General features: G+C 32.4%; 11 protein-coding genes. 10 read left to right on the forward strand and 1 reads right to left on the reverse strand.

Features of this window, described 5'->3' with window-relative positions; translation table 11 throughout:
• The first annotated feature begins 30 nt into the window (after nucleotides 1-30).
• Both X953_RS03060 and X953_RS03065 read left to right on the forward strand, forming a co-directional pair.
• The gene (locus tag X953_RS03060) at nucleotides 31-2,418 is read left to right on the forward strand and encodes a DEAD/DEAH box helicase (protein WP_232217766.1); all 2,388 of its coding nucleotides are present in this window, start codon (nucleotides 31-33) and stop codon (nucleotides 2,416-2,418) included.
• Nucleotides 2,419-2,557: 139 nt separating this feature from the next.
• Nucleotides 2,558-5,623, forward strand: coding sequence for a DEAD/DEAH box helicase (locus X953_RS03065; protein ID WP_040954303.1), 3,066 nt, complete (start codon nucleotides 2,558-2,560; stop codon nucleotides 5,621-5,623).
• Nucleotides 5,624-5,885: 262 nt separating this feature from the next.
• Here the strand turns inward: X953_RS03065 and X953_RS03070 are convergent, their stop codons facing one another.
• Entirely contained in the window at nucleotides 5,886-7,082 is a 1,197-nt protein-coding gene (locus X953_RS03070; RefSeq protein ID WP_040954247.1) for an ISL3 family transposase, read from the reverse strand.
• A gap of 147 nt (nucleotides 7,083-7,229) precedes the next feature.
• On the opposite strand from X953_RS03070, the gene X953_RS03075 reads away from it, so the two are divergent.
• The 8 genes from X953_RS03075 (at nucleotide 7,230) to X953_RS03105 (ending at nucleotide 14,827) form a co-directional block, all read left to right on the forward strand.
• Nucleotides 7,230-7,757, forward strand: a complete 528-nt coding sequence (locus X953_RS03075; RefSeq protein ID WP_040954304.1) for a deaminase domain-containing protein — start codon at nucleotides 7,230-7,232, stop codon at nucleotides 7,755-7,757.
• A gap of 3 nt (nucleotides 7,758-7,760) precedes the next feature.
• Entirely contained in the window at nucleotides 7,761-8,291 is a 531-nt protein-coding gene (locus tag X953_RS03080; protein ID WP_040954305.1) for a hypothetical protein, read from the forward strand.
• A gap of 360 nt (nucleotides 8,292-8,651) precedes the next feature.
• Entirely contained in the window at nucleotides 8,652-8,978 is a 327-nt protein-coding gene (locus X953_RS03085) for a hypothetical protein (protein WP_040954306.1), read from the forward strand.
• Nucleotides 8,972-9,328 carry an IS66 family insertion sequence element accessory protein TnpB gene (gene tnpB, locus X953_RS20465; protein WP_084715602.1) on the forward strand — a complete coding sequence of 119 codons (357 nt, stop codon included), beginning with the start codon at nucleotides 8,972-8,974 and terminating at the stop codon, nucleotides 9,326-9,328. The genes X953_RS03085 and tnpB overlap by 7 nt, the downstream gene beginning before the upstream one ends.
• A 67-nt stretch (nucleotides 9,329-9,395) precedes the next feature.
• Nucleotides 9,396-10,973 carry an IS66 family transposase gene (locus tag X953_RS03090; protein WP_040954307.1) on the forward strand — a complete coding sequence of 526 codons (1,578 nt, stop codon included), beginning with the start codon at nucleotides 9,396-9,398 and terminating at the stop codon, nucleotides 10,971-10,973.
• Between the two features lie 404 nt (nucleotides 10,974-11,377).
• The gene (locus tag X953_RS03095; RefSeq protein WP_040954308.1) at nucleotides 11,378-11,938 is read left to right on the forward strand and encodes a hypothetical protein; all 561 of its coding nucleotides are present in this window, start codon (nucleotides 11,378-11,380) and stop codon (nucleotides 11,936-11,938) included.
• A 182-nt stretch (nucleotides 11,939-12,120) separates the two neighbouring features.
• Complete coding sequence (locus tag X953_RS03100) at nucleotides 12,121-13,725, forward strand: ATP-dependent endonuclease (protein WP_040954309.1); 1,605 nt, start codon at nucleotides 12,121-12,123, stop codon at nucleotides 13,723-13,725.
• Nucleotides 13,709-14,827: a UvrD-helicase domain-containing protein gene (locus X953_RS03105; protein ID WP_040954310.1), complete on the forward strand. Its 1,119-nt coding sequence runs from the start codon at nucleotides 13,709-13,711 to the stop codon at nucleotides 14,825-14,827. The genes X953_RS03100 and X953_RS03105 overlap by 17 nt, the downstream gene beginning before the upstream one ends.
• Nucleotides 14,828-15,013 lie beyond the last annotated feature (186 nt).

Genomic DNA, 15,013 nt, shown 5'->3' on the forward strand with positions numbered 1-15,013 from the left:
ATTAATGAATTTAATGAAGTAATCAAGAAGTTGACTATTAACACGGAACTAACTAATGAAGAAAAAAGCTATATTTTAGGTTGTGCAATATTATTTATAAAACATTTTGAATCAGACCGGCGATATACAAGTTATTTAGAGTTTGCTTATTACATTATTTTAAAATATTCCATAAGTTACGAAGACTATTCACCTCTATACGATTTTTCAATTAACTTTGGCTTTTATCCAATTGCAAAGGATGTAATTAATTATAATTTATTAGGGAATCAACTCAGTTTACACGATAGTCTGCAGGAATTAAAAATTGATAATTTCTCAACTAAGAATTATATTGAGACGTACCAACAAAAAGAAGTAAGAAGAAACTTATTAAATGATGATTCACAAAATATAAGTTATGTAGCCCCTACATCCTTCGGAAAAAGTTCACTTATTATAGAGCATATTCTGAATAATGGTCATTATAAAAAAATAGGGATTATTGTTCCTACTAAATCTCTTTTAATCCAGACTTATAGATCCATAAGGGAATCAAATATATACAGAAGGATTTTAATTCACGATGAAATGTATAAGAATGATGAAAAATTCATAGCAATTTTCACTCAGGAAAGAGCGCTCCGATTATTAGACAAAAATAATGTATTCTTTGACATATTATATATTGATGAGGCGCATAACTTGTTTGGAAAAGATTCTAGAAATATTCTACTTTCAAGATTAATTCGAAGGAACAGATTGCTTAATCATAACCAGAAGACTATATATTTATCGCCATTGATATCTGACAGTGACAACCTAAAGATAAACGAGCAGCAGGAAGGTATTAGTGAACAAAGGATATCCAATAACTTAAAGGAACCTGAGATTTTTGAATATAGGTTATCAGGAAAAGCATTCCAATATAATAGATTTGTAAATGAATTTTACCAACTCAGTAATTCAGCTAACAGCCTCACCTATATAAAACAAAATAAAGGGCAGAAAAATTTTATTTATATTAGATCTCCTAGAAAAATAGAAATGTTTGTTAAAGAATTTGCTTCAACCATAGATAATATAAATGATGAAGACACCAGTATTAACGAATTAATCGTAGAACTAGAAAAATTTGTTCATAAAGATTTCTTTATGATAGAACTACTTTCTAAAGGTATTATTTATTTACATGGCAAAATGCCTGATATAGTTAAGGAGTTTTTGGAATATAAGTTTAATAGAATTAACAATCTTAAATATGTGGTTGCTAATAGTGTAATATTAGAAGGAATTAATTTACCGATTGACACACTTTTTATATTAAATACATATAACTTAAATGGTAAAGAACTTACTAATTTAATGGGTAGAGTTAATAGGCTCAACAATATCTTTAATGGATTTTCAAATGAGTTACATAGGTTACTCCCCCCCATACATTTCGTTAATACAGAAACTTATAATAGAATAAATAGTAAAATGGAAAATAAAATAAAAAGTTTAAGAAGTAATATATTTGAGGATAAAATTGAGAATCCAACATTAGAATCTTTTGATTTTGAAAAATTAAAGATAGACCAAGATAGAAGGGTAGAGGCAGAAGAAAGATTTAATAGAATAAAAGAAAATGAGGATATATTATTTAATAATAAAGATGATAAAATCAGCCAATTAAAGAGGTATTTAATTAATTCTGGATTGGAGAGTATGTATGACATTAGAAATGATGAATTCTTAAATCAGTTACTAATGAAGATTAATAGATTTGAAAAGCAGCAAACTACTGAATGGTTAGAATTGGATATTATAGACAAAATAAATTCAGTATTTATTGAGGACTTAGAAAAATATATTATTGACTTTGAGTTTGCTAGGCTGTCTAATTCACAGGCTAGGAATTACTACAAAATGTACTTATTCAATTTTCGGACATACTCATTAAAAGATAATATTATTGCAACTTTTAATTATTTCAAGAAGAGAGTAAGTAAAGGAAATAGTCTATTTTATATAGGAAATTCATATGGCGAAGAAAGTAAGCAAACTGACAACTATTCGGATAGAAATAAAGAAGTTTATGTAGATTTATCAAATAAGACAGATCCAGAAATAATTAATTTAGCTATTGTTAAAATGAAAATTGAAGAAGACTTCATCAACTACCAGTTAAATAAATTGGTTGTTGCACTGTACGATTATTCTTTAATTTCTCAGGATGAATATCATTTAGCTATATATGGAACTAATGATGAAAAAAAGATTAACTTGATCAAAACAGGATTGTCTTTAAATTTAATTACTAGACTTCAAAAAGATAACCAACTTAAAAATATTCATTTGGATATAAATAATAATTTAGTAACAGACTTAGAATTTGAAAACTATAGAAGTACGATGCAGGGACTTTATCGATTTGAATTGGATAAATTCCTATAAAGATTTTAATGTGATTTTTTCCCTAAAGGAAAATAAATTTATGAAATTATGGCTTTCTATTATCTTCAGTATTTTCAATAAGAATTGTTTAAAAAATTGGAATAGAGATTTACAAACTTTTTATTTGGGAGTCATTTAAATGGAATTAATTAATTTTTTGGATAATAGAATTCAAGATGCAGTAAGACCCTACCAATTAGATGCATTGGATAATATTAACCGCTATCTATACAGTGATTCTAACAAACAAGCTCTAATCAAGATGCCAATGGGAACAGGAAAAACAGTAATTATCGCAATAGCAGCTGCATTTTTCCCACATATCAAAAATTGTTTAGTAGTAACAAGCTCATCTGCAGTAAAAGAACAGCTTATAAAGGATATAAAAATAGGTGTTTGGAGCAATTTAAGTGTCCCCTTTTGTCCAATAAAACCTGTAGTCGAGTTATTACCGTCAGATTCAGGTAGGATTAACACTGATCAACACCCAACAATATATGTATGTACGGTTCAATCCTTGCTAAGAATTAAACAAGAGAATAATAGTAATTATAACTTATTAAAAAATAAATTGGATTTAGTTATATTTGATGAAGGGCATAAAGAACCAGCACAACAATGGCAAGCTACAATTAGAGAGCTAGAGGCTAAAGTAGTACTGTTTTCAGCTACTCCTGTCAGGAATGACTTGAATAAATTTTCAATAGATAATCAATTTGTATTTACGTATTCTTTTATTGATGCTGTTAATCAAGGTTATGTGAAAGATGTAATTTTTTCCATAATAGATTCAACGACAATTTCAAACTCACAAAGGGTAGGTGAGTTTGTATCATACATTAATAATTCATTAGAGAGTTACGTTAATGAATATGATTGTGACAGAGATGAAGTAAAAGTAATTATAAGGTGTAATACAGATGAAGAGATTGAAATGCTAGTTGATGAATTAAATAACCGAGGATTAAAAGCAAAAGGAGTACATGAAAAATTTGCACAAGCAAATTCGAAATTACTTCAAAATGTACCTAGTGATTTACGAAGCGATGACACAGTATGTTGGGTTCATCAGTATAAACTGGTTGAAGGAATAGATAATTATAAATTTTGTATTCTTGGTATCTATCAAGCGCTTCCTGACCCTCGTTCATTTGTTCAACAAGTAGGAAGAGTTATTAGAAAAAGAAATATAGACATAAATCAAAGTGCAAAAATCATTGTCTGGGATCATCAAGATTACCAATTACAATGGTGGGATTCTTATTTTAATTATGAAAGAGCTATAAGTGATGGAGAGACAGATACTGTTTTTAGTTTTTCTGAATACTTTTCGAATTTGTTAACAATTAGCCCTTCTGTTATGTATTTAAACAAGAAATATTTAAAACGATACTCAGTGGAAGAAGATATTAATAATCTATTTAAACTAGAGAAATACCAACTTCCAAAGAAAACAAACATATATGAGAGTCATTTAGAAGAATTTGATATTAATAGTGTATTTACTAAAACAATAGATGCTATTCATAATGAATTAATATTAAGAGATAACAATATTCTCGATAAAATAGTAATTAATGAAAACCATACAGTTTGTTTTATTTATGCACATTATTATAATAGTCCGTATTTAACAAAGGAAGTATTACTAGAGCAAAAAATAGGGATATTAATTTTTAGAATTATAGAAAAAACTTTATTCCTATATGATACTACAAATTTTACTCCAGAGCATATAAAGGAAGAATGGAAGAGAATTTCGGCTCTGAAATTAAAAAAACTTTTTGATAGAGATACATCATTTTCGTCAGCTACTATTCAAAATGGTAGTATAAATTTTAATCATTTTAATAGAATGGTTCTATATTCAGACGACATTGCACAGATGGCTCCAAGCATATCAGATCAATATAACTTCCTTACTACAGTCCAAAGTAAAAAAAGTAATTTAAGTGGACAATCATCATTAAGAAGGTATGTAGGGTTTTCAAATGCGCGAATTAGTCAGGCTTCCACAATGACTAGACTGGATCTGTATATAGATTGGCTAGACCAACTTTATCACTCTTTATATAGAGAAGGTGATGATCATACATTTTTTCAAAGATATGCACCTGTAACTGACATACCGGAAGAGACAGAGCCAGTGAGCATACTGTTACAATTTGAGGGTAATGAATTAATTCAAGATTCTGTTGGGACTCTAATTGAATTAGACAGTAATTTTTATAGAATTACAGATAGAGTTTTTTACTTAAAATATATGCAAGAAGAATATGAGGTAGAGATAACATTTAATACAATTAAAGGCGAATATAATTTGCAATTTAGGAATGAAGAAGACGAACCAGACATCTTTTATGGAAAGCAACGAATATTAAATTGGCTGAATGATAACCAGTCATTTCAACTTCTTTTAAATCAAAATGAATATCGTTATTTTAAGGGATATTTTTATAAGCTCGGTGTGCCAAGAAATTACGGTGGTCTATTAAATTATCTTGATGAGAACAGCATTCAACTGTCAGCAAGAACTAAAATTAATGAAAAAGGAAAATTTTATAAGGATGGATCACCACAACCCAATACAGCAATTTGGGATAAAAATTCTTTGTTTTATTTAGTTGCTAAAAAAGGAATAAATATAAATAATAATTCAAAATTAAAAAGATTATTGCAGGATTCTGATTATGTTATTTGTACTGATTTAAATAGTGAGATAGCAGATTTTATAACTGTAAGTGAGTCAACGAACACAGTTTGTTTTATCCATTGTAAAGCTGGAAAAAGCAAGCTTTCAGCCTCTGCTTTTCAAGAGGTTTGCGGCCAAATATTGAAAAATTTAGACTACGTAAATGATGTGAGTAATAGGTTACCTGTTGATTTAGAAAGATGGAATGGTATTTGGACACATCGTAGTTATAGAGCTGTAGTTAATAGACGAATAATCAATCCTGATAATATATCTTCTGAAGATATCTGGAATAAACTTAAAGAAATTCAAACTAACCCAGATTCAACAACAAATGTAATTGCGCTTGTAGGAGATGCATTTTCCAAGGAAACATATGATCGTGAAAGCAGAAAGCCGTGGGGTAGACAAAAACCCGAAAAAATACAGATAGATTATATACTGCTTGAAACCGCATTAGCAGTAGAGCGATCTCAAGCAAAATTTTTAGTCTCATACACAAAAAAAGTGTAATCAAACTTTTACAATTATATTATTCTAAATAACCCAATCTTTAATAATTGAAGGATTTTAACAATGAACTTTTTTAGGGAGTAGAAAAAATGAGAGCTTCTCTACATGTTAAGCATTACACCAGTATGAATGAAGGTTTTATACTAAAGAGTAAATATTTAAAGGTTCTCAGTCAAATGTGGTGGTGTGATTTTCACTCCACCATCTCTTTTATTAAAAAGCCTTTGCTTAAATAGCTGCGTACGTATATTGGTTGCCGTTTCTATTGTGTCAAAACCCTTCTAACCTCTTGTCGCCACAGTATTTTCTTTTTTAATCGATTAAAATTTTTAATTCCATACGACATTCGTTTTGCCACTTTAATTGTATTATTTACGCCTTCAATATATCCATTATTAAAAGGATACATAAAGGAATGCAAGATCTCTTGCTTCCACCGCTCAAATGTTTTTCTTACTCTATGAAAAGACTCAATATTAGAATCCTTCATCGCCATTAAACATCCTTCTAGACCCTGTGTAGCGGTCTTTTCGTTACTCTCTTTAAACCACTGATCAAGTTTGTTTTTTAGGTTGTATGCCTCTTCTAATCGAGGATCAACCTGGAGTAACTGATTTACTTTCTCTCGCTCTTCTTCTGATAATTTATAGGTTGATTTCCAAAGTAACTTTTTACTTTTTTTCATATATATCCGGTCTTTTTTCTCTAAGTCTCTTTGCACTTCTCGACGTACTTCATCTAGCGCCCAATATACTTGCCGCATAAAATGAAATCGATCAGCGATGATCAGTGGGTTACCAAGCGCCTTCCGTATTGCTTGCTTAAAAGACTTAGAAAGGTCCATGACGACAATCTCTACGTTACTTGTATCACAGGACTGAAGATAAGCTTTAATTGTATCTACCTTCCGATCAGGTAAGACATCCACAATCTCTTTATTTTCTACATCCGCAATGACCGTTTGAAACCTTTCACCGCCCGCATCCCCTTTAAATTCATCAATAGCTAACGCACGTGGCAGGACTTTCCTTGTTTTTATTTCTTTTCGATCATAAATACGAAGTAACCGTTGCGAACTCATCCCAGTTAACTGGGCAGCTGTAGTAAATGAGCCCACAGCTGTATACGTTAGCGCTGTCGTTTGTATAGAACGGGTGCAACGTTGGTATCGTTCCACCATCTGAAGCTTTTCATAAAACGTATGATTACACGCCTTACATAAGTAGCGTCTCTTTTTCAAAGAAATACTAACTGGTTTATTGGAAACAATGGGCCCCTGAATCGTTTGGGTACGATAGCCGTGGATACTTTTTGTCCTATTGCCACAAAACGGGCACTTCTGCTTCTTTACTTTTGTATATAGCTCTACAAAAAACTTAGCTGAGTCACTAGAAACTTCCCATACATCTACATGTTTGTCTTCAATACCTAACATTTCTATGATAAAATGGTTTTGCACTCTTTCCCTCTCCTTTTCCTTTTGTGTCGCAACTTTAGGTTAACAAAAGAGAGGGGAATGAGTGTATTTTTTTGTTTCTTACGGAAACACTGATCCTCCAAAGGAGACCACCACATTTAGTATAGAGCCTATTTAAACTGGCAAAAAATGATAGTAGAACTTAAAAGAGCAGGTGAGCTTGGAAAAAAGGCATTTTTTAATCATTTAAATCGCAACTATGCGATAGGAATGCTAAAAACTAATATGGGAGAAAAATATTTTTATTCTACCTGCCAGATACAAAGTAAGGATGCATATAATAATTTTAAGGACAAAGTTGAAAAACATAAAAAATACATGTGGAATAATATGATTAATGATTTGTATTATGCAACTCCACCTTTCTTGTTTAATTATGTAAATGTGGACCGGTCAAGAGGAATTCGTACTCCCCATTCATGGAGTAGAGAACAAGACAGTGAAAGTGTTATCTTAGAGAAAATTAGTAAATATATGTTTGATAATAGATTGTATGATTGTAAAGTATTCATATATTCACAAAAGGAGCCATGTTTAAACTGTGAAACAGTTTTCCAACAGTTTATTGAGAGGCACCCATTAACGAATCTAACAATATTTTATCATGAAACCAACTATAAGCAGTTACCCTCAAAGTATAATTGGAGATTTAAATAGGATATGGAAATTAATAAAAATTTAATTAAAAATATTAAAAAGATAGAAGAAGAAATAAAACTAGAGAACTTGTTTACTGCTGAAGAATTAATTGATTTAACTAAATCAAATTTAAAAGATAACTTGGAACTTTATAATAACGAGTACATTAAATCAATTGACAGAACGATTGATGATTTATACTTGTTGTACTCTGAAAGTGTAAAAACACGATATTTATTAATTGCTACCTGTACATTTAGTTTATTAAAACATTACGAAACTGAAATTTTTATTTCTTTTCAAGAAAATAATGCATCAAACAAGCGCAAGTCTAAATCAATTAGAACCTTTTTTAAGGAAGTTTCCGATTTGGAATTTGGGAATATAGAACTAAGATCATACAATAATAATATTCTTCTAAATGATAACTTACCACCAACATATGTTTCCGAATATATTATTAAGCTTACGGAAGAATTGTTCTTTCTTATGCCATTAAAAATGAGTGAGGGGTTTAAAGAACTAAACTCAAAGATTTTACAAAAAATATAATTGTCTCTTTTTAAGTAATTGAACTTAAAGATTACAATCATAAAAAATACTAATAATACTGGTAAAAAAATGCTAACATTTTGCTAACGCAATCTCATAAAAAACGGTAAATCACCGTTAAAGATGTTACAACCAACAACATCAAAAACGTTGATTTACCGCGCTTTTTGCATTCTACGTTAACGATATTACACACTCTCAGCTTACGGGCGGCATGATGTAGGAGATTTCCTACACGTCCAACCTAGCTTTTTGTGAAGCTGTTTAATGTATAAATGTAAGCGTAAAATAAAACACACATAGGAATCAGGTGGCCGCCATGAGATAATCTCTTTAGAAATTAACTCGGGAGGTTACGCAATGACCCTGAAAGACAAAAGAATAGAATGGAAAGCGCGCTATAATGCCTGGAAAGATAGTGGCAAGAATATTGCTGAATGGTGCCGTGAACAAGAAATCAATGCTCATCCTATGTATTACGGGGTGCGGCAGTTTGAAACCGAACAGGTTTCGCTAGAATCGGAGTCCACTCAATGGCTGTCAGTCCAATTAGAAGAAGAATCCCTTTCTTCAGAAGGACAAGGGCCGATCTTTATTCATAAGGATTCTCTCTCGGTAGAAGTACGGCCAGGAGCTGATATGGGCTTACTATCCGATATCATGCATCTTTTACATAAGCAATGCTAACCAATACCTCTTATGATCGAGTTTATCTAGCCCGTGGGAGTACTGATCTTCGAAAGTCCATTGATGGATTAGCGGTCATCGTGAAAGAATGTTTTGACCTGGATCCCTTTTCTCCCAGCCTCTTCGTATTCTGTAATCGAAAACGGGATAAGTTGAAAATCCTACAGTGGGAACACAATGGGTTTTGGCTTCATTACCGTAGGTTGGAACGGGGAACTTTTCATTGGCCCTCCGAGAAAGACGCTTCCCCTATGGATGTCAGTCCGCGCCAACTTCGTTGGTTATTGGATGGTTTGTCTCTAGAACAGAAAAAGGCCCACCATGAAGTAAAAGCCCGTACCATTCTATAAAAGAGTGAAAGATATAAATACGAGAATTCGACTAGTCAAGTCGGATTCTTTTTCGTATACTTAATCTATGAAAACGAACGAAGGAAAATCCAACAAATCAATTGAATATTACATGGAGCGCACGGAAACGTTAGAAATGGAGAATGAAGCGTTGGAAGCGAAACTAAAATGGTATGAAGAACAATTTCGACTCAGCCAACAGCGCCAATTCGGATCTTCCAGCGAGAGAATTCACCCGGATCAACTCTCCCTTTTTAACGAAACGGAGGTAACAGCTGATTCGGCTGTTGAGGAGCCCTCGGTCGAGACGATTACCTACAAGCGCAAAAAGCAAAGTGGCCAGCGAGATAAGCAACTGGAGAACCTGCCGAAGGAAACGATTGAGTATCGTTTATCCGATGAGGAACAGGTCTGTTCGTGTTGCCAAGGTTCTCTCCATTCGATGAGCACGGAAGTGCGCAGAGAATTAAAAGTGATCCCCGCCCAAGTGAAAGTGGTGGAGCATGTACGTCATGTTTATAGTTGTCGTTATTGCGAGCGAAATGGCATACAAACACCTATCGTGACAGCAAGTATGCCAGAACCTGTATTTCCGGGAAGTCTGGCATCTCCATCTGCTATTGCTTATACCATGAACCAAAAGTATGTAGAGAGCATGCCTCTGTATCGGCAGGAGAAACATTGGGAACGCTTTGGCATTTCCATTCCACGGCAGACATTGGCCAATTGGATTACTTATGGGGCCAGCACCTGGCTCTCCCTTATTTACGAACAACTGCACACACATCTTTTAAACCAGGATAGCCTCCATGCGGATGAAACAACGCTGCAGGTTCTTTCCGAACCGGAACGCCCTGCCACGTCGACATCCTATATGTGGTTGTATCGCACAGGAAGCGAAGGTCCGCCTATTGTTTTGTATGATTACCAGCAGACACGAGCAAGCAAGCATCCACGTCGCTTTCTAGATGGCTTTCAAGGATACCTGCATGTCGATGGGTATGCTGGTTACAACGGCCTTCCCGGAGTAACGCTGGTTGGATGTTGGGCACATGCGCGCCGTAAATTTACTGATGCCCTCAAGGCATTACCTGAAAATGCGAGCACGACCAACTTGAAAGCGAAAGAGGGACTTGCCTTCTGTAATCAGCTGTTTAGCATTGAACGAGAATTAAAAGACGTCTGTGCTGACGAACGTTATAAAAAACGATTAGAGCGCAGCCAGCCAGTGCTGCAGGCTTTTTCAACATGGCTACGTGAACAGACACCACGCGTTCTGCCTAAAAGCGCTCTTGGCCAAGCAATCAAGTATTGTCGTAATCAATGGGATCGTTTAGGAGGATTCCTTAAGGATGGTCGTTTGGAAATCGATAACAATCGTGGAGAACGTTCCATTAAACCCTTCGTTATAGGAAGGAAAAACTGGTTGTTCAGTAATACAGCCAAAGGGGCAACCTCCAGCGCAATTGTTTATAGTATTGTGGAAACTGCAAAGGAAAATGGACTGAACCCATTTCATTATCTGGAATACTTATTTGAGAAGCTTCCCAATATGGATTACACAAACAGTGAAGACTTAAATCAGTTTCTGCCTTGGTCACCGACAATTCCGGAGGAATGTAGGGTCCCTAATAAAACTAAATAAATCATAACAATAGTCCCCATCTAATTAAAGGTGGGGACTATTTTACGCTTACGTATAAATAGTTAGTTAGAAGAAGACTACTTCCTAAGTAAAAGGAGGTAGTCTTTTTTTGTGTTGTTAAAATTTGCATATCAAGATTTTATGGAAGACCGAAAATTTAGAAACACTACCAAGGTTAATATTCAAAATTACAAAGTTTTGTTAGGAGGATTTGTTAATTATTGTCAGGAGAACAAGTTTACAACGTATTAGAACTCTTCTAAATTACAATTTAATAATGAGATTGATAATTTCACTTTGGATAAGCTCGTGGTTTGCCTTTATAACATACCACTTATTGGTATATTCCTGTATAATAGAATTAGAAATTCTGCGCTTATTATGATAAGGACGGGTGCATGTGAATGATTGATAAATTCAAGGATTTTATTATAAGTGTACTAGCCTCTTTAGTAGCTACATTTTTAACCACATATGCTTACCATTTTATACAGATTGGGAAGGCTTTAGACTTCAGGGGATTTATAAATATAGTTATTAACTACACATACTTAGTATATTGGATATTATTATTATTACTGGTGATTATTGTTCGTTGGTTTATAAGAACTAGAATTGATAAGTTACAAATACCCTATCCTATGGTAAGGAGTATAGGAAGTCGCTATGATTTAGAATACAGTGGAGAAGGGTATGGATTCAAGTGGAAGATATATGCGGATACTAAACGTAAAGATCCATTTTCTAATGAAATAATGGATATAAATGTAGGTAGAGTAGATGGCCCCTATTGTAAAAATGATTATAGAAGAATGATAGTATCAAGAACATATTTTGGAAGGTATAGATATAAGTGTCCTAAATGTGGTTATAAAAGAATCCTATTAAAAAATATTTGGACACTTGAGTGTGATATTGAAGATGAAATTGAGGCTAAATATAGGGCTAAGGTTAATACCATATAAAAATTATGCTCATAATTGTTTGGAAGGTAACAAGGAAAAACCACCTAATCCATGTATAGAAATATGGGCTGTATGTTAACTATAAAAACATCATTAGTTCAGGCGGAAGATTAACACTAATACAGTGTACTTATGTTTTTATTTTTCATTACAAAGACTGAGCATTGAAAGGAGTTCACCCATTGATAGAAAAAGTAATTATTAAAAACTATAAATCTATTGATTATCTAGATTTAAAATTAGACGACACAATAAATATTCTTGTTGGTAATAATGAACAAGGAAAATCTACTATATTAGAAGCCGTTAATTTAGCACTAACTAGTACATTAAATAAGAGAAATATACATAATGAACTAAATCCATTTCTTTTTAATAAGACTGTTGTTGAAGATTACATAAAAAACATTAGTAAAAATAAGCGTGTAATCCCACCTAGCATACTTATAGAAATATATTTAAAGGAAGATAATCAGAATGCATCTTTGAAGGGGTCAAACAATTCAATTAAAGAAAATGCATGTGGCATTAGTTTTTCCATAGAATTTGATGATGACTACACTGAAGAATATCAACAATACATAGAACAATCGACTAATATAAGAAATATACCGATAGAGTATTATAAAATTAATTGGTATTCCTTTGCATCTAATCCAATAACTTCACGAAGCAATCCTATTAAATGTGTATTAATTGATCCAACGGAAGGAAAGGCATGGAACGGAACAGACAGGTATATTTCAAGTGTAATTGGTGATACCCTAGACCCTAAACAGCGCGCAACTTTAAATTTTAATTTTAGGGATATTAAAGAGAATTTCTCTCAAGTTGAATCTATATCAAAGATTAATAGTACACTCTCTAAAAAAACAGGTGATATCTCAGATAAAGAACTTGCTATTTCTCTAGATATATCTCAAAAGAATGGATGGGAATCCAATTTGACTGCTTATCTGGATGATATACCTTTTGATTTCATTGGGAAAGGTGAGCAAAACTCGGTAAAATTGAAGTTATCACTCGAATCAAATGCTGAAGAGGCTCAAGTAATCTTAATTGAAGAACCAGAAAATCACTTATCTCATTCAAATATGCAAAAATTAATTAATCAAATCTCCGAAAAATGTGAAGGGAAACAGTTAATAATTACAACACATAGTACTTACGTTTTAAATAAACTTGGTTTAGATAAAGTAGTATTGATGAATAATGGAAAACACATAACATTAAGAGATTTAAATGAGGATACTTATAATTATTTTAAAAAGTTACCCGGTTACGATACACTTAGATTATTGCTAGCTGATAAGGCTATTTTAGTAGAAGGCCCATCAGATGAGTTAATTGTTCAAAAGGCATATCTTCAAAAACATAATAGGCTTCCTATCGAAGATGGTATAGATATTATTACTGTAAGAGGATTATCATTTAAGCGCTTTCTTGAGATAGCTGATCTTCTAAATAAAGAGGTTGCTGTTGTTACCGATAATGATGGAGACATTGTTAAGCACATTATTGAAAAATATGGTGATCATTACCTAAAACATCCAACAATCAAAATTTGCTATAGTGACGACACGAGATATGCAACGTTAGAACCACAGTTGGTATCAGCAAATGAGTTATCTATATTAAATGATATTTTAGGGAAGGATTATACATCAGAGGCTGAGCTTATTAAATTTATGACAAGTTCAGGTAATAAAAGTGAGTGTGCAATGCGTATTTTTGATTCAAACCAAAAAATTATTATACCGGGGTATATAAATGATGCAATTCAATAACAAAGTTATTATTGCTGCAGCAGGTTCAGGAAAATCATCAGATCTAGTTGAAAAAGCATTGAAAAATAATGACAAAAGGATATTGATAACAACATTTACAATAGATAATACAAAAGAAATTGAGAAAAAGTTTTTTGATAAAATTGGATATGTCCCTAAGAATGTTGTGGTTCAAACATGGTATTCCTTCCTACTAAGAGAATGTGTAAGGCCTTATCAAAACTTCTTATACGATAAAAAAAGAATTGAAAATATAAAATTTGTTAATGGTCAATCTACACTATATATAGCTAAAACGGAAGTTGAAAAGTACTATTTTCGTGATGGAAAATATATTTATACTGACAAGTTGTGTGATTTCGTGCTTGAGGTTAATAAAATATCAAACGGTTTGGTTATTGATCGATTAGAGAGTATATATGATATCCTAATGGTAGATGAGGTACAGGATCTAGCTGGAACAGATTTAGATTTTCTATATTTATTATTAAAATCTAATATACATAACATTATAGTTGGAGATAACCGACAGGCTACCTACTTCACTAATAATTCAAGGAAAAACAAAAAATATAGGGGACAAACCATTTTTGACTTGTTTAGTGATTGGCAGAAGGAAGGCTTCTGTTCTATTGTTTATAAGACAGAATGTTTCCGATGTAACCAATTAATCTGTGATATAGCAGATTCACTTTATCCCCAAATGCCTAAAACAAATTCCATGAATGATATGGAGACTGGACACGATGGTGTTTTTTACATTCGAAGCAGTGAAGTTCTTGAATATGCAAAAAAATATTCTCCTGTTGTATTGAGATATGATAAAAGGACTAAGAATATACCAGATAATTTTACACCTTTAAATTTTGGAAAGTCTAAAGGATTGACGTTTGATAGAGTCTTTATTTATCCAAATGGACCTATTCATAAATTTTTAAAAGGTAATTATGAGGCTATTAGTAGTCCAAAAACTAAAGCAGGCTTATATGTTGCTTTAACAAGAGCGAGGTTCAGTGTTGCGTTTGTAACTGACCAAAAGGTAATTTCAAATGAGTTTGTTGAAGAATTCACTCTAAGAGATAGTGAAGGAATGACTGTTTAAGCTTAAATCTCCTATCAGTCAATTAACTCATAGGCACTAAATGCCTTGAATTTAATATACTTTTAACCTTGGTATAATTTTAAAAATAAGTAACTGTAGAGATAAATAAGATAAAAATAAAAACTATAGTTTTGAATATTGTTTGAAATATGTATAAAAACTGCAAAATAATTGAGGTTACAATTT

This window comes from Virgibacillus sp. SK37 (genome assembly GCF_000725285.1).
Taxonomy (GTDB): domain Bacteria; phylum Bacillota; class Bacilli; order Bacillales; family Amphibacillaceae; genus Virgibacillus_Q.